We start from the raw sequence: 17153 nt of genomic DNA, 5'->3' as shown, positions 1-17153 counted from the left end.
CTATTCACTTCTTCCTTTTTGATACATGATGTCTCCAGCTACGACCGTCAGCTCCACTTCCGCTTCGATGATCTGTTCGAGTTCGCCTTCAAACAAGTCCCGGTCAAATACCGAGAAATCCGCATCGAAGTTTTCCGCAATGATTCCGCGCTCCTGCTCTTTGCAAATCGCCGCAGCGCTTCCGCTCGTGTACAGCTGAATGGCTTCAAAACGGCTTAATTTCTCTTGCGGCATATAGCCTTCATGCGTTTCGTACGGCTTTCTTCTTGCTACGGCTGCATAGATGCCCTGAAGCGGATCCACCTCTTCAATCGGTGCATCCGATCCTCCTGCACAAATGAGGCCGCGGTCTACTAGGCTCTTCCATGCATAAGACCATTTGATCCGTTCTTCTCCCAAGCGTTCAATCACCCACGGGAAATCCGAACTGACAAAACTTGGCTGCAGGTCCAGAATAACCGCTAATTTTTCCATGCGCTCCACCAAATCCTCACGGAGAATCATGGCATGGATCAAACGGTCACGCTTTCCTTCCGCTACCGGATGAGCTTCAATTGCGTCCAGCGCTTTTTCCATCGCCAAATCGCCGATGACATGGATCGCAATGGCTTCCCCGTGTTTCCGTGCCATAGCAACCAAACGATGCAATTCTTCATCCGAATGGATGGCAACGCCGCTCGTGGATGGATCATCGTTGTACGGCTTGCTTAATAGCGCCGTTTTCCCGCCGATCGAACCATCGGCAAAAATTTTCATGGCGCCCGGATCAATAAACGGTTCCGCGTAGCTCGCATGTTCCATCATCGCTTCAAACTGGCTATGGGCACGCAGCAGATTCGCGCGGAATTTCAGTTTGTCGCTGCCGATCACATTTTTGAACGCCTGCAGCGGCTTTGTGTAGTCATGGCCGTAATACCCCATGTCTTCTGTATGGGCCCCGGTCAATCCGAGAGACAATAAATTTTCCACCGAAGTTTTGAGTGCATGCGTCAAATATTCAACACTGACTTCCGGAATTTGATCGGCCACCAGGTCTTGTGCTGCATCCAGCAAATAGCCTGTCGGTTCTCCGTCATTGTCCCGGACGATCACTCCGCCTTCCGGATCCGGTGTATCTTTCGTGATCCCCGCCAATTGGAGCGCGCTTGAATTCGCCAAAACAGCATGGCGGCATACGCGTTTCAACATCATGGGCGATTCGGAAATCTCGTCCAGTTCTAAGCGGTGGAAAATTTTCCGGTCGGGAAAATTGTTTTCATTCCATCCTTCTCCGATAAACCAGCTTTCCGGAGCCAAATCTTTTGTCGAACGGATCAGCTGCTCCTTCATTTCTTCTGAGGATTCAATTTTGGAAAGGTCCACCCGCAGCAGTTTCTCACCGTGCCCGATCATGTGCATATGGCTATCCACAAAGCCCGGATACATGATCTTCCCATCCAAATGCATTTCTTTATCTGCCAGCTCTTTTAATTCGTTATATGTACCGATCTTTTCGATTTTGCCATCAGAAACCAAAACCGCTTCTATGGTTTCGCCTTCACTCACCATCGTATAAATTTTTCCGCCGTGCCATAAGGTTTTCATCACGTCACTCCTTTTCTCATTGTTAATCATAATTCCATTTCCTCCGAGTGACAACTCAATTCAATCGGAATACTCAAAATTTTTTGCGAGAAGTTCCCAAAAGAAAGTGGCTTTCGGTTATGGTATAATAAATGGATATTTTAGAAAGCAGAGGTGAACCCTTCAAACCGGAGGGACGAATTGGACAGTATACTTTACTTGAATTTGTTTTTAGTGGCTTTATTAATTGCTTTGACTGCATTATTTGTTGGCTCGGAATTTTCAATTATCAAAGTGAGGACTTCCCGCATTGACCAACTGATTTTGGAAGGCAATAAAAACGCAATACGCACCAGAAAAATCGTGGATAACCTGGATTATTATTTATCGGCCTGCCAACTTGGCATTACGATGACCGCTCTGGGTCTTGGTTGGCTCGGGGAACCGACGGTCGAACGGATCCTGCATCCGGTTTTTGAAAATTTCGGCGTTGTAGACCCTACAGCATCCATCCTTTCTTTTGGAATCGCATTTGCAGTGGTGACTTTTCTCCATGTAGTGCTGGGTGAACTGGCTCCCAAGACATTGGCGATCCAATATGCGGAACCAATGGCTTTATTCTTTTCAAAGCCTTTGGTTATTTTCGGAAAGATTTTAAACCCGTTCATCTGGCTTATGAACGGTTCTGCGCGCCTATTGCTGCGCATGTTCGGAATTGAACCTGCCGGACATGAGCAAGCCCATTCGGAAGAAGAGTTAAAAATTATTATGAACGAAAGCTACCAAAGCGGTGAAATCAACAAAACCGAACTTTCGTATATGCAAAACATCTTTTCTTTCGATGAACGCGTCGCAAAAGACATCATGCTGCCGCGGACGCAGATGGAGACAGTTTCGTTGGAAATGGATGAAAATGACTTGATGGAAATCGTCAGAGACCATCAATATACCCGCTACCCTGTAACCGAAAATGGCGACAAGGATGACATTATCGGGTTTGTGAATATTAAAGAAATGCTGACGAATTTCACAGTGAATGGAAGTTTAACGGAAAGCGTCATTGTCCATGACATTCCTTTTGTCTTGGAAACAGCGCCGATTCAGGATGTTCTGCTAACGATGCAGAGGCAGCAGGTCCATATGGCCATTGTCATTGACGAGTATGGCGGCACTTCCGGCGTCATTACGATGGAAGATATCCTGGAAGAAATTGTCGGAGAAATCCGCGATGAATTTGACGATGATGAACGGGACGAAATCAAAGCACTCGATCCGCTGAACTATCTTGTAAACGGACGTGTTCTCCTTTCAGATTTAGAAGAGCGGTTTGCCATCGTTTTTGACGACAGCGAAGACGTGGATACGATAGGCGGTTGGGTCCAGCTGAAAAACACCGACATCACAGAAGGCGGCACTGTCCAGTTGCCAACCCATGTCATCACGGTGCGGGAAATGGAAAACCACCAGATCATTATGGTCCAGCTGACACGCAAACATCCGAAAAAAGAACTTTCACTCATTAAAGACATTCGCGAATAAGACAAGGCAAAACCCCCGTTCATTTGTTAAGTGAACGGGGGTTTTCTGCTTATTTTTTCTCCAGCAACGATTTTTCGTATTCAAATTTTTTCATAAGCATTTCGCCGCTATAGCCTTCTTCGATCAGTTTTGCCAGGATGCCTTTTGCTGCATCGCCCATCGGTGCGGTTTGCTCATTCGCGTCGATTTCTACGACGTTCTTTTCATCTGTGATCCAATCCGAGAAGCTGCCTGCATACAAGCGGAGCGATGTATAGCCTTTATGGGCCAGCATCGCATACAGCGCTGCAGCGGTAACGCCGCTTCCGCAATAGACGACCGCTGGTTCGTTTTTCTGAAGGACATTCGAAAAATCCACTTCTTCCGTGAATTCCCCTCGATGGTCAACCAATTGCTCCCAGTCGAAATTGCGGGCACCCGGAATTCTGCCTGCAACCGGATCGATCGGCTCAGAAATCCCGGCATAGCGTTCAGCAGACCGTGCGTCCAACAAGATGCCGAGTTCGTCGCCATTAATGATTTGCTTTACGTAGGATTGGTCGGCATAAACCGAATCATCAAAAGAAAGCTCCACTTGCGCAGCAGGAGTCCCGGGAATCTCCTGAGTCGTTTTGAACCCTTCTTTTTTCAGCGCTTCAAATCCTTTTTTGCTGATAAAGGCATTTTCGAATCCAGCGTATTTCAATAGCCACCAGGCACGCGCTGCATAAGGAGCTCCGCCTTGGTCGTAAATGACGACCTCATCTTTCGGATCAAGGCCGCTTTTTTCAATCAGCCGGGTCAACTTTTCTTTTGAAGGCATCGGATGCCGTCCGCCTGTTGCCTCCATATCGGAAAGGTCCTTTTCAAGGTCCCAGAAAACCGCCCCTTCGATATGTCCTTCTTGGTAAGCTTTTTCTCCCCATTTCGGATCCTTCAAATCAAATCGTGCATCAATCCATCGAACGTTTTGTGTTTGGCTAATGTTCTTGAATACCGTCATACTTTACACCCTTTCCGCTACGAGATTTGAAAACAAGTCTTTCCATTCAGCCAGGATTTCCTGTTGCTGGAGCACCATGCGTTCTGATTCAATCTGGTCGATGGCTTGGCGAAGCATATGCTGGCGCAAACCTTCCGCCTCCTGCTCGATCCATTTGTCAGCCCACTGGCTCATTTTAGCTTTCTCTTGGTCGAGATACGTTAAGGCATCCGGCTCCATCAAGACTTGCAAGGCATTCCGCAATTTCTCTTTTTCATTCTTTTCGAAAAAGCTTTTATTGTTCTTGTAATAGGATTTGACGGAAGCATAGGATGCTTCTTTAAAAGCCTGGTCCGGTTCAATTGCCGCCATTTCTTCCACTTCATAAGGCGTTAGCGAAAAATCCGGATTCATTTCTTTTAGTTTGGCGCTGTCGTCTTTAAAGCGGTTAGCAATCCGCTTTTCGATAAACTGGGCCAGACGGAAATGCGTCACCCGCAATTCCTGGGCAAAGTCGAATGCCGTCATTTCCACGATATCGCCGATGGCGGTATCCAAAGCTTGCTGGGCTGATTTTCCATTGAACGCCGACGGATTGAACGCTTCTTTGAAGAAATCGTTGAAGCGGTAGAATACGCGCTGATTGACGTAGTACAGCAATTCATCCAGTTCCTGCAGGGCTTCTTTCGCAAAAATACGAGCAGCAGATGCCCCGAACAGAATGCGCAATTGCTGTTCGATCCGTTTCAATTCTTCCAGCCGTTCGTCTTTGCGCATCAAGTTCTTTTCGGTTTGGGCAATCAATGCACTAAAACGGTCCACCGCTTTTTGTTCTTCTTCCGCCAAGGATTTGACAGCCATCCCTTTGATTTCATCTTTCAAGAAATGCTGGAAAGCTTCTTCGAACTCCGGCATGCCCGATACTTCCCGGTCTTTTAGCGCGAGCAAGCTCGAAACACCGTAAAGCCTTGGAAAACGGATGCCGAAACGCTGCAGCTCATCTTGCACATAAGAAATCACAGCGTCTTTTTCCTCTTCATTATTCGCTAAATCAATCGCATTGACGACAAAGAACATCTTATCCATTTCAAATGCATCTTTGACCCGCCCAAGCTGGATGAGGAATTCCCGGTCCGCTCTGGCAAATGCGTGGTTGTAGTAAGTGATGAACAAGACCGCATCGGCATTGCGGATGTATTCGAAAGCGACATTCGTGTGCCGGGCATTGATCGAGTCAGCTCCCGGTGTATCCACTAATGTAACGCCGCTTCTCGTCAATTCGCAATCGTAGTAAAAGTCGATTTCATCGACGAAACAGCTGCGCTCTTCTTTTGCGACATACAGTCCGAACTCTTCGCGGTTCGTCCGGAGCGTCTCGCCGAGATGAGCTTTGAATTCCGGATAACCTTTTTGGAACGCATCAATAAATGATTTATGGACTTGCTGTTCTGTCGAGCCTTCCTTTGAAAGCGACCCTGCTTTTGCGTAAGCTTCTTCCAGCGTATGGACTTCAACGCCCAAAATGCTAAAGGAATTCTTCACATCTTCTGTCATCTGGGCGACCGTTTTCAAACGGACATCTGCCGTTTCATGCGGATGGTCTTCCGTTACCGGTCGGATTCGGTTAATTGTCGCCGTCGTCGGATTCGGGGAAACCGGCAACACTGTTTCACCCATCAATGCATTGGAGAAAGAAGATTTCCCCGCACTGAATGCCCCGAAAAGGGCAATTGTAAATTCCTGTTTCTCTAGCCGTGCTGCTTTTCGCTTTAAGTATTCCGCGGTTTCAGCGAATCCTTTAACCGAAGTGAGGGCCAAAGCCGTTTGATTGGCTCTCTCAACTACTGCATTTTCATCAAACTGGCTGACAGCGGACGACGCAAGCGGATCCCGGTCTTCCCGGTCCACTGCCGTTTTTTGCTCGAGCATCGATTCATCAAATTCCACCATTTCCTCCATGGAAATTGAAAATTCATGCTGCCAGCGGTCCACTTTTTGTTCCGCCTCCAATTTTTGGCTCGGAAGCATTGCTGAAAAAGATTTTTTCACTTTATCGATCCGCTCATCCATTTCTTCCAGCGTGGTGATGGCCAGCAGTTTCTGGTCCAGCAATTGCGCTTTCATATCCATTTCTGTATTGGCATCATCGGATAATGAGATGAACTTTTCTTCCTGTGCTTTTTTCCAGCCTTCTGTTTCTTTAATAAACCAGCGCTGAATTGCGGCGGTGATATTCTTCGCAAAGTTCAAAATGGTATCGCTTGTGACCGGGCCGCTTTTCGGCAGCTGTTCTTCAATCAGCGAAAACGGCAGCGGAAATTCTTTTTCATCAATGGAAATCGACTCATCATCGGTTAAAAGCCCCGCATCTTTCAATGAATTTTTCATCAGTTTCTTTAGATGATTCGTGATTTGGGAAGCGGCAACAGTATCGAGCCTTTCCACCACTTCTCTTTTCCGAAGCGCCCGCTCTTCTTCTGTTTTTTTGCCGCTGAACAATAACCCTACTTTGAAACCGGGCTGGACGGACTCGACGTAATTCGTTAGGGCATTGCGCAGTTCATACGGCATAATATTGGCGTTATCCACCAATTCTTTTCGGTCTTTTTCGAATTTAGCCTGCCATTTTTCAAAATCCAGGACCGATCGCCGATTCGCCACTTTTCTGTTTTCCTGTTTAATTTCTTCGCGGTTTTCCCATTCGTCTTCAGCCAGCACGGAAGAAAAAGCTTGCAGCCGCTCCTGCTGTTCCTCTTCCAGGAAACGGAGATGCTCATCTTTCAATTGCTGCAAAGCGGCATCGGTGGCTTCTCCTACGTGGCCTTGCCATCCTGCCATCGCAGAAGCCACCAATCCTTTTACCTGCTCGAAATCATTGCCCGGAAATCCAAAGTCTTTTAATGAGGTAAAGAAAATTCCTTTCGGTTCGACTCCCCATGCCGCAAATGAATCATATACCGATCTTTTAAAGTCTTCAAAAGGCAATTCACTTGCCTGGTGCTTGTCGATCTGATTGACAATTAAGTAGAGCTCCGTGTATTTCTGGAGTTCCCGTGTGAAATTGAAATTCAGCTCAGATTGGACATGGTTGTAATCCATGACGTAAAAGACCATATCTGCAACGTGCAGGGCAGATTCCGTAGACAGGCGGTGCGCATCGTCTGTCGAGTCGACTCCTGGAGTATCCATTACGGTAATGCCTTCCGGAAGCACCGAGTCTTGATGGCCGATGTCGACTTGGGTCACATCCCCGCTCTTGCAGAATGCCTTGACTACGTCGAAATCGTAATTTTCCGGAAAATAAACCGGTTTCTCGTTTTTGCGGTTGACGATCGCAAAATCAGCATCTGCTTTTTGCACATTTACAATATTGGCACTTGTCGGGATCGGGCTCGATGGCAATAGCGTTTCTCCGGTCAGTGCATTGATCATCGACGATTTCCCCGAAGAAAAATGTCCGGCAAATCCAATAATGAAATTATTCTTTAATATCTTCTTTGCAAACAATTCCGCTTTTGAGGCGCGTTCTGTGTCTTCGTTGTCTGCAAATATTTTATAGAGCCTTGCTGTTTCAATTAAATCTTTTTGATGGCCATGTGCTGTCATTTGATAACCCCTTCTTCAGATACTGCTCCTATCATAACATTTTTTTACGCCCAACGAAAAAAGGAGTTGGCCCGTAAGTCTCTATCCGACTTATGGCCAACCCCTTCAGACGCCTTACGAAAATCCGTGGATGGACATGCCGCCGTCCACAAACAATGTTTGGCCGGTAATATAGCTTGCCGCATCCGATGCCAGGAAAACGACCGGCGTCGCCACTTCCGGCAGTTCGCCTACCCGCTTCATCGGAGTGACCGCCAGGATGGAATTCAAATAGTCTTCATCCGCCAATATTTTTTCCGTCAACGGCGTTTTAAAGTACCAAGGGCCGATCGCATTGACGCGAATATTTTTCGGGCCCCATTCCATCGCCATCACTTTTGTCATCTGGATGATCGCCGCTTTGGAAGCTGCGTAAACGACGCCTGTTTTCAGCGCACGTTCCCCTCCGACTGAGCTGATGTTGATGATCGAGCCGCCGGATTCCATTTGTTTGGCCGCTTCCTGTGAAAACATGAAAACGCTGTGCGCATTCGTATCCATGATTTTCTGCCACTCGCTGTCTGTCGCTTCTATTAAGGAAGAGCGGATGTTCATGCCCGCATTATTCACAAGCACATCAATTCTCCCGAAACGGTCCACTGTTTTTTCCACCGCTTGCTGAATTTGTTCCCTCGAAGTTATATCCGCTGCGACATAATCGGTCCGGCCGTTATTGATTTCCTGCTTCACAGCAATCAAATCAGCCTCTGTCCGCGCAACGAGCATCACGTTTGCTCCCGCTTCTGCCACTGCAATTGCAATCGCTTTCCCGATCCCTTTTCCTGCTCCTGTCACGATCGCAGTCTTGCCTTCTAAACTGAATGATTTTAACATAAAATCCCTCCTGTATTTATTATAATCAAAATTCTACGGAAATGGCGGAAGGAAAATAAAAAGCCCAAAAGCAACTGCTTTTGGGCTCCTATCACTACTTAATTCAGCTGATAAATCTTCGAATATTTCTCTTCCAGGTAAGCAGCCAGATAATCGGCGTTCAACCCTTCCCCTGTTGCATCTTCCAGGATTTCCAACGGCTTTTTCGACATGCCGTATTGATGCACGTTTTCGGTCAGCCATTCGCGGATCGGCGTGATATTGCCTTTAGCCAGCAACTCGTCAAAATCCGGCAAGCTTTTCAGCATCGCATTTTTAAATTGGGCGGCGTACATATAGCCAAGCGCATAGGACGGGAAGTAGCCGAAGCTTCCGCCTGCCCAGTGCACATCCTGCAGCACGCCTTCTGCGTCAGTTGACGGGCGTACGCCTAAATATTCTTCGTATTTGTCGTTCCAGAGCTTCGGCAAATCTTTCACGGCTAAATCCCCATTGAACAACCCTTTTTCAAGCTCATAGCGGATCATGATATGCAACGCATACGTCAGTTCATCCGCTTCAATCCGGATCAAGGAAGGTTTCGATTCATTAATGGCCCGCACGTAATCTTCGAGGCTTACCGCTTCAAATTGCTTTGGAGCGTATTTTTTCAATAAATCATAATTGCTTGTCCAAAAGTTTTTATTGCGGCCGATAAAGTTTTCGAAGAAAAGCGACTGGGATTCATGGATTCCCATCGAAGCCCCGTCTTCAATTGCAAGGCCGGAAAGATCCGCCCCCAGGTTCTGGTCATAAAGGGCATGCCCGCCTTCGTGGATCGTCCCGAAGACTGCCGTACGGAAATCCTGTTCGTCGTATTTCGTCGTTACCCGAACGTCGCGGCGGTTGATCGTTGTCATGAACGGGTGGACTGTTTCATCCAAGCGTCCGGCTTCAAAGTCATAGCCCAATTGCTTCAGGATTTCAATGCTGAGATCCCGCTGCGCTTGTTTTGGAAAATGCTCATATAGGAAGCCCGTTTCCGGTTTGTTTTCCGAAGCTGCAATTTTTTGCACCAACGGCACGATGCGGCTCCGCAGTTTGCCGAAAACTTCATCCAGAATGTCAGTCGTCATGCCCGGCTCATATTGGTCAAGCAATGTGTTATAGGCGCTGCCGTTCTTTTCGCCCCAATAGCCGATCATTTTCTTCGTCATCGAAACGAGCTCTTCTAAGTAAGGCTCGAATAACGAAAAATCAGCAGCAGCTTTTGCATCTTCCCAAACCGACTCCGCTTTGGACTGCAAGATGACGTATTTCTTATATTCTTCAGGCGGAATTTTTTTGCTTAGGTCGTATTCTTTGCGCGACTCTTCAACAGAGCGCTGCATCACGCGGCTCAAGCCAGCGAGATCCGCTTCCAAATCGGTCAATAATTGGCCGAATTCATCGGATGTGGATAACGCGAACAATTCTGAAGATAATGTGCCAATCGTTTCAGAACGGAGATCCGTCCCTTTTTTGGGCGCTCCTGTACGGAGGTCCCAATACAATAAGGAAAGCGCCTCATTGTAGGCCTGCATTTTGCTCACATGGTCTTTGTACTGTTTTTCAAGTGTCAACATAATCCCCCCAAATCTTCTTTGCCTAATAATTGTATCATAAGCAGGAAGAAGGGATTAGAAATTTTCAGCCGGCACCGGCAGAATTCCCTGCCATAAATGTTCTACAGCCAGCTCTTCTTCATTCAGCAGCAAATGGATTTCCCCGTAATCGTTTGACGTACGGATCAAGCGGCCGATTCCTTGCTGGATGCGCAGCTGCATAAACGGCAAATCAATTTCTTCCAGCGGATTGGAGCTGAAATTGCGCTTCGCTTCAAATACCGGATCTTTCGGCGGGAACGGCAAATCGACGATAATTACTTTTGTCAATGCTTCACCCGGCAAATCAAGTCCTTCCCATAGATGGTACGAACACAATACCTGGAATTTGCCTTCCTGGAATTCTTTGACGACTGTCGATAATTCCCGGTCTCCTTCAAATTCGATCGCATATTGATGGCTGAGCGGCAAGGATTGCTTGAATTGCTCCATATCGATTTTCGATTTGAAAAGCACCAATGTCTGGTCCCCTGAAGAAAATAGATCATATACGCGTTCAAACTTATCCTCTTGTTGAAGCGGATGCTTGACGATTTTCATCACTTCTTCGTATTCAAAAGGAGAAGGCACTGAAAACGACTGGAAATCATCAATGCCTAGGCTGTCTGCGATGTAGGTAAAATCCTTCTGAACTGACAGGGTCGCAGATGAGAAGATGATCGGCGTTTTTCCGTCGAACAGTTTTTCATCTAAAATGTCGGTCACGAGACGCGGCATGATGACCAAAGTTTCGATTTCATCTTTCACTTCCAGCCAGTTGACGGCATCGCCTTCTTCCACAAATAAGCGCATGGAGAACGTATAAAGCTCGAAATATTCTTCTGCGATTTTCAAATCGTATTCCGGAATCGTGTAAAGCTCACTTTCAAACACGAACTCCTCCATCAAGTCATCAATCAAAGCGATCAATTCTTTTCCTAAGGAAAGGAGCAGAGCCGTTTTGCGGATGCCTTGGCGATCTTCATCGCTTGGAATCGCACAGTTTCGAAGTTCCCGGAAAAACTCATTGTGCAAATCGATGGTCCGCTCGATCATATTTAACGTTTTTTCACGGACGCCGTCGACCATAATGCGTTCGGTCACATTGAGCAGCGTCATTTCCTGCACTTCATACGTTAACGCCCGCTGCGCTGCAAATTCCAGTAGATGCCCTTCATCCAATACAATCAATGAAGTTTCCGGCAGGAGCGGCGTTTGCCCTTCGCGGACGCGCGTTTCTTTCGTCCAAATATGCTCCATTAAAAAGTCGTGCGAGCAAATGACCAGATCGGTCGCCTGGCGATAATGGTTGCGGTGAATCGTCTGCCCGCATTTATTGCGCAATTCGCAGGCTGCACAGTTTTGAATTGGATGGTAATTGACTTGCTGCCATTCCTCATCCGTCACTTCGGGATAGCTTGACCGTTCGCCGTAAGGATAGGTGTTTTGCATCGAATACGTTTTATTGACAAATTCCGGCAGACTGAACTCGATATCGTCCAAAAAGTCAGCGTCGCTGCGCTTCTGAGCCCCTTCAAGTCGCTGAAGGCATAGATATTGGTCTCTCGACTTCGCTAGCCTAACGTCCATTTTCAAATCGAATAAGGAGTTCAGGCGGTCGATGTCGCCGCCTTTTTTTACGAGCTGCTCGATCAATGTCTCGTCTGCACAAGAAATGAGTGCCGGTTTGCCGGTATAGCGGGCGTAAGCAATGGCAGGGAGCAGATACGCGAGCGTTTTCCCGGTTCCGACGCCTGCTTCTGCAAACAACACCGATTTTTCTTTTAAGGCCTGCTCAATTTGGAAAGCCATGAAAATCTGCTCGTCCCGGAGATCGAAGCCTTTATCCGGCAATTCATCATAAAAGATATCCCCGATCCAATCATTCAATGACTCAAAGAATGTCTTCTCTTTCGATAATGGAAATGGTATAGGTTGTCTCATATATTCTCCTCACAGATAAACGGAAGGGCATGAGCCCTTCCGTTATCCTGTCATTTATTTTTTGGACGTTCGCCCCAGAACTGGAATAGATCTGTGCGGATAAATCCGTTGAATAATTTTCTTTTCTTAGTGGCCGGCTGCCCGTATAGCGTTTCAAAACGAGGCATTGACGACAGCATGTAAACAGACCATGACGGGTATTTGGCAAAAATCCGGCCCATGTCACCGATCATCTCTTCGATTTCTTCAATTTCTCCGATCCGCTCCCCATATGGCGGGTTGCCGACGACTACTCCGTTTTCACCGTGCGCTGTGAAATCTTTCAGCTGGCGCTGCTGGAATTGGATTAAGTCGCCGAAGCCTGCTTCCAGTGCATTTGCTTCTGCGATTTTGACCATTCGATGGTCGATGTCTGTGCCTAAAATATCGAGCGGCTGATCATAATTCGCCAGTTCCTCCGCTTCGTTGCGCACTTCTTCCCACATTTCTTCCTTCATCCATGGCCAATGTTCGCTGTCAAATTCGCGGTTATAGCCGGGTGCGATATTTTGTCCGATCATCGCTGCTTCAATCGCGATCGTTCCAGAACCGCAGAACGGATCGATAAACGGACGGTCCGGCGTCCACCGAGACAATTTCACAAGAGCAGCAGCCAAAGTTTCTTTAAGAGGCGCTTCCCCTTGGTCCAGCCGGTAGCCGCGCTTGTGGAGGCCAGCTCCGCTTGTGTCGATCGAAAGCTGCACTTTGTCTTTCAAAATGGAAACTTCAATTTTAAAGCGCGGACCCGATTCGTCCAGGAACGAATTGCGGTGATACGCCTTTTTTAGCCGTTCAACAATCGCCTTTTTTACAATGGACTGGCAGTCCGGTACACTGTAAAGTTTTGATTTCACCGATTTCCCTTGCACCGGGAAATTGGCATCAACCGGCAGGAATTTCTCCCATTCAATCGCTTTCGTTCGTTCGAATAATTCATCAAATGTATAGGCACTGAATTCACCCGCGATGATTTTTACCCGGTCAGCAGTACGCAGCCAAAGATTGGCTTTGGCGATATCGCGTTCTTCGCCTTCGAAGAACACTTTTCCGTTATCGGTTTTTGTTTCGTATCCTAATTCTTTTACTTCATCTGCTACAATCGATTCGAGCCCCATTGCAGCTGTAGCCAGTAATTTAAATGTGGTCATATTGACGCCCTTTCCTGTTGCTTGATATTCCAAATTTCGATAAATGCGGGCAATTCTTCTACCGCCATCGCCTTGCTGTAAATATAGCCTTGAATCATATCACAGCCGAGTTCTTCCAGCAGCTCCACTTGCTCAGTCGTTTCCACACCTTCAGCAACCACCGTCAGACGGAGGCTATGGGCCAAATTGATAATGGCATCCACGACGAATTCATTTTCTTTGATCGAGACAATCTCTTTCACAAAGCTGCCGTCCACTTTCAATTGATCAATCGGAAAGCGGCTTAAATAGCTTAGCGACGAGTAGCCTGTCCCAAAATCATCGACGGCTATCGAAAACCCAAGGTCCCGCAATTCATGCAGTTTCACCGTAGTTTCTGCAACATTTTCCATAATGGTATGTTCGGTCAATTCGAGTTCAAAAAAACTCGGTCGGCAATTCATTTTTTCAAAAATCGCCTTTAGCGAAGCGACGAAATTGGCCTGCTGAAAATGCAGGCTGGAAATATTGATCGAAATCGGGACATTTAAGCTGTTTTTAGAGTTCAGCTCAACAAAGTCCCGGCAAACTGATTCAATAATCGCTTCGCTTAGTGAAATAATCAGCCCGGTTTCTTCTGCAAACGGGATGAATTCAGCGGGCGACACCACGCCAAGCTTTTCGCTTTCCCAGCGGATCAGCGATTCGAAACCCGTCACTTGTTGTGTGCTGATATCGACTTTCGGCTGATAATGCATGTTGAACGAACGGTTTTCAATCGCTTTCCGCAACTCTGCTTCCATCAAAACGAGCCGTTTCGATGCCGTTTTCAGATCTTCGAAATAAAAACAATATTGATTGCGTCCATTCTGTTTCGCAAAGTACATCGCCTTATCGGCTTTTCTCAGCATGTCATCGAGTGTCATGCCGTCAATCGGATATAGGCTGATGCCGATGCTTGTCGAAATGTAAATTTCTTCTCCTGCCAGCTGGAAAGGCGTTTCCAGCACTTCAATGATTTTTTCCGCCATGTTGGCAGCTTCTCTCGGATGCTTGATGGCTGTCAAAGCTACGACAAATTCATCTCCGCCATAGCGCGCTAGAATGTCTTTGTTTTTCAATAGGCCTTTGATGCGGTCTGCTACATTCATGAGCAGCAGATCGCCCATATCGTGTCCAAGAGAATCATTGATTTGCTTGAAGCGGTCCAGATCCAAAAACAGGAGAGCGTGGCTAAGTTCGTATTTTTTCGAGGTTTTTATCAATTGCTGCATGCGTTCCGTAAAATCATAGCGATTCGAAGCGCCTGTCAGCGAATCCGTCAAAGCCATTTTCTTCAGTTCGTCTTCGGAAGATTTCCGGTCCGTCAGATCAGAGAAAATTCCGCAATAATTCCGGACCATGCCTTTGTCGTCGGTAATTACAGTAATGTTCAGCCATTCCGGGTAAATTTCGCCATTTTTTCGGCGATTCCATATTTCTCCGCTCCATTCGCCATCCGTATTCATTTTCTCCCACATCTTGTGATAAAAATCTTGTGCATGAATACCCGATTGCAGAACTTTAGGAGAGAGCCCCAAAACTTCTTCCCGGTCGTACCCCGTCACAAGTTCAAAAGCCGGGTTGACATGCACGATTCTTTTTTGGAGGTCTGTCACCATTATGCCTTCAGACACTTTCGTAAAGACTTTCTCAGGCAAATCTTTTGGAAACTTCGAAATTGAAATTGCAGAGTTCTTGATGAAAGCTTGCTCGACCAAAACCATACACCACGATTCTAATAGTATAAGAAGAAAAGCTCCCCTTCCGGAGAGCTTTTAATAAGCAATTTAAAGCCAAAAGAAATTCTATAAGCCATGTTTTGTCTTCCACGTACTCGAACGGTTTGACCCTCGTACTAGTGGACGGCAACCATCTATCTGCAAACTTAACGCTTGCCTCTTCCTCAGTTCAATTCCTTCAGAAAAGTGCCCCTACCATAATTTGGGTTTCTCACTCGCGGGGTTTACCTCGTTCCACCTGCATAATTTCTTATGCAGCTCCGTCACTGTGGCACCTTCAGGGTATTTCGGCCATATCCGAAGACTTAGGCGTTCTACCCGCCGTCAGCTGTTAAGCTGCCTTAGCTTATTGTTTCGCTAAGCGCGATCACTACGGCCATCGCAGGTCCGTGTGAGCATGGACTTTCCTCTCCGGATAGGATCCGGAGCGATTGCCAGAATTTCAAATGGCTTTACTAGTATACGTTATTCCGGGAAAGATTACAATGAAATTACTCGTTATTCAATTTGTTGCCAAAAACATGGTTCTCCAAATGAGACAGCCGGCGAAGGATGTCAAAATTCGTCGTTCCGGGTGCTGGAGTCGCCTGTTTGCGCGGCATATCTTCCAATTCTGCTTTTAAGCGTTTGTTTTCATTTTGCAGTTGTTCGATTTTTTTTGCGAAAATTTCATAGTCTTGAATGATTTCATCCAGGAAATGATCGACTTCGTCTTGGTTATAACCGCGCATTCCAGTTTTAAAATCTTTTTCTAAGATATCTTTAGCTGTAAATTTATTGTCCATTTTAATCGTCCTTCCGTAAAAAGCCTGCCATACGCTAAGTATAGCATAAGGCAGGTTATAGGTCTTTATATCTTCTTCACTTCAGAACGTTTTTTTCGAATTTTTTCTTCGAGGCGGGCTTGTCTTTTCACAATATCACTCACAAGGGAAAGCCGCACTTGCGTGTGTTCGCTTGCTTCCTTTGCAAACCCGGCCATGATTGCCGCTTGCTTCAAATCTTTCAGCTGATGCTCATATAATTTCGAAGCATGGATCCAGGCTTCTACTTCGACCGTCCCTCTTAGGTGCGGCGCCGCTTCCTTGAATAAGCGGAGGGCCTCTTCGTGCAAACCGGCCCTTTTTTTCTGAATCGCCAGCAGGTACCGTGCCATCGCAGCAGAACTCCCGCGCTCCAGGGCAACATGCTCCAAATAAGCCGCACTCTGGTCATACTGCTTTAAGTCTGCGTACCATTTGCCGATATTGGTATAGGCACCGCTCGTTTCCGTTTCCAAATCTTCCATCAACAGATCCGACGACAGGACATATAAAGAAACCAACGACAAAATGTCCAATTCATTATGGAAAAGAACTTTTGCAAGCCCTTCCGGATAGCCGCTTTTCACAGCATCCAAATAAATCGGCGGAATCAGATAGCCCGGCACATCGCCTTCCCTCGCAAAGCCTAATTTCTCTTCTTCGATTGTGCTCAGTTTCAATCGTTCCAATTCATTTTTCCAAATCCGTTTCGTGCCATGGAACAGGTCGATCTGGACCGGCGTCGGCAGCTTCGGCAAAATCTGGCGATGCATCGTCCAGCGCGACATCAGCTGCGGCCAGTCAAAACTTTTCCCGTTATAGGAAAAAATGATTGGCTGCTCTTCTTTCCATAGGCCTGTTTCATAGAGAAAAGCCGCTTCATTGGAAGGGTCGGGCATGATGTATTGAACCATTTCGAAACTGTTTTCATGTTTGACCAGCAAACCGATCAGGAAAATATAGGCGCCTGTTCCGCTGAGCCCGGTTGTCTCCGTATCAAAAAATACAATTTTATCATCCATCTTCAATTTAAACGGATGATCGAAGGAAACTTCTTGCCATGCTGCCAGCACACGGTCGAGTTCGTTGAGCTTCACTTTCCCGTGCCTGCTGTCCAAAGGGTAGGTGATCTTTTTTTCATAAACAAATCCGAATTTATTTTCTTTCAGCTCGAGTCCGATGCTCTTCCATTTTTCTTCGTGCACCGGACGCTCATTTGCTTTCGGCTGTTTCTTTTTCACGGGCTGCTTTTTCAGCATGCCTTTCATCTGAAGTAGTTTGCTTTCAAATGACAT

General features: G+C 46.7%; 11 protein-coding genes and 1 other RNA gene. 1 reads left to right on the top strand and 11 read right to left on the bottom strand.

Features of this window, described 5'->3' with window-relative positions; genetic code table 11:
* Positions 1-1584: an amidohydrolase gene (locus BN1080_RS07675; protein ID WP_052651445.1), complete on the bottom strand. Its 1584-nt coding sequence runs from the start codon at positions 1582-1584 to the stop codon at positions 1-3.
* 180 nt (positions 1585-1764) lie between these two features.
* On the opposite strand from BN1080_RS07675, the gene BN1080_RS07670 reads away from it, so the two are divergent.
* Complete coding sequence (locus BN1080_RS07670; RefSeq protein WP_052651444.1) at positions 1765-3102, top strand: hemolysin family protein; 1338 nt, start codon at positions 1765-1767, stop codon at positions 3100-3102.
* Positions 3103-3151: 49 nt separating this feature from the next.
* On the opposite strand, the gene BN1080_RS07665 is transcribed toward BN1080_RS07670, so the two are convergent.
* From BN1080_RS07665 to BN1080_RS07625, 10 genes are all read right to left on the bottom strand, one after another.
* Positions 3152-4084: a sulfurtransferase gene (locus BN1080_RS07665; RefSeq protein WP_052651443.1), complete on the bottom strand. Its 933-nt coding sequence runs from the start codon at positions 4082-4084 to the stop codon at positions 3152-3154.
* A gap of 3 nt (positions 4085-4087) precedes the next feature.
* On the bottom strand, positions 4088-7669 hold the full coding sequence (locus tag BN1080_RS07660) for a dynamin family protein (RefSeq protein WP_052651442.1): 3582 nt from the start codon (positions 7667-7669) through the stop codon (positions 4088-4090).
* Positions 7670-7783: 114 nt separating this feature from the next.
* Positions 7784-8542, bottom strand: coding sequence for an SDR family NAD(P)-dependent oxidoreductase (locus BN1080_RS07655; RefSeq protein ID WP_052651441.1), 759 nt, complete (start codon positions 8540-8542; stop codon positions 7784-7786).
* 98 nt (positions 8543-8640) lie between these two features.
* Positions 8641-10146, bottom strand: a complete 1506-nt coding sequence (locus BN1080_RS07650) for a carboxypeptidase M32 (RefSeq protein ID WP_052651440.1) — start codon at positions 10144-10146, stop codon at positions 8641-8643.
* Between the two features lie 54 nt (positions 10147-10200).
* Positions 10201-12108, bottom strand: a complete 1908-nt coding sequence (locus BN1080_RS07645) for an ATP-dependent DNA helicase (protein WP_052651439.1) — start codon at positions 12106-12108, stop codon at positions 10201-10203.
* Positions 12109-12158: 50 nt separating this feature from the next.
* Positions 12159-13295 (bottom strand): THUMP domain-containing class I SAM-dependent RNA methyltransferase, encoded by a 1137-nt coding sequence (locus tag BN1080_RS07640; protein ID WP_052651438.1) that lies wholly within the window; start codon positions 13293-13295, stop codon positions 12159-12161.
* Positions 13292-15034 carry a putative bifunctional diguanylate cyclase/phosphodiesterase gene (locus tag BN1080_RS07635; protein ID WP_234398945.1) on the bottom strand — a complete coding sequence of 581 codons (1743 nt, stop codon included), beginning with the start codon at positions 15032-15034 and terminating at the stop codon, positions 13292-13294. The genes BN1080_RS07640 and BN1080_RS07635 overlap by 4 nt, the downstream gene beginning before the upstream one ends.
* An 85-nt stretch (positions 15035-15119) precedes the next feature.
* Positions 15120-15498, bottom strand: an RNA gene (gene rnpB / locus BN1080_RS16985) — RNase P RNA component class B.
* Between the two features lie 48 nt (positions 15499-15546).
* Complete coding sequence (gene gpsB / locus BN1080_RS07630) at positions 15547-15840, bottom strand: cell division regulator GpsB (protein ID WP_052651436.1); 294 nt, start codon at positions 15838-15840, stop codon at positions 15547-15549.
* Positions 15841-15905: 65 nt separating this feature from the next.
* Positions 15906-17153 (bottom strand): ribonuclease H-like domain-containing protein, encoded by a 1248-nt coding sequence (locus BN1080_RS07625; RefSeq protein WP_052651435.1) that lies wholly within the window; start codon positions 17151-17153, stop codon positions 15906-15908.

The sequence above is a fragment of the Planococcus massiliensis genome, from assembly GCF_000821325.1.
Lineage (GTDB): Bacteria > Bacillota > Bacilli > Bacillales_A > Planococcaceae > Planococcus > Planococcus ruber.
The sequence above is the reverse complement of the archived record's forward strand: the minus strand, read 5'-3'. Positions and strand labels throughout refer to the sequence as shown.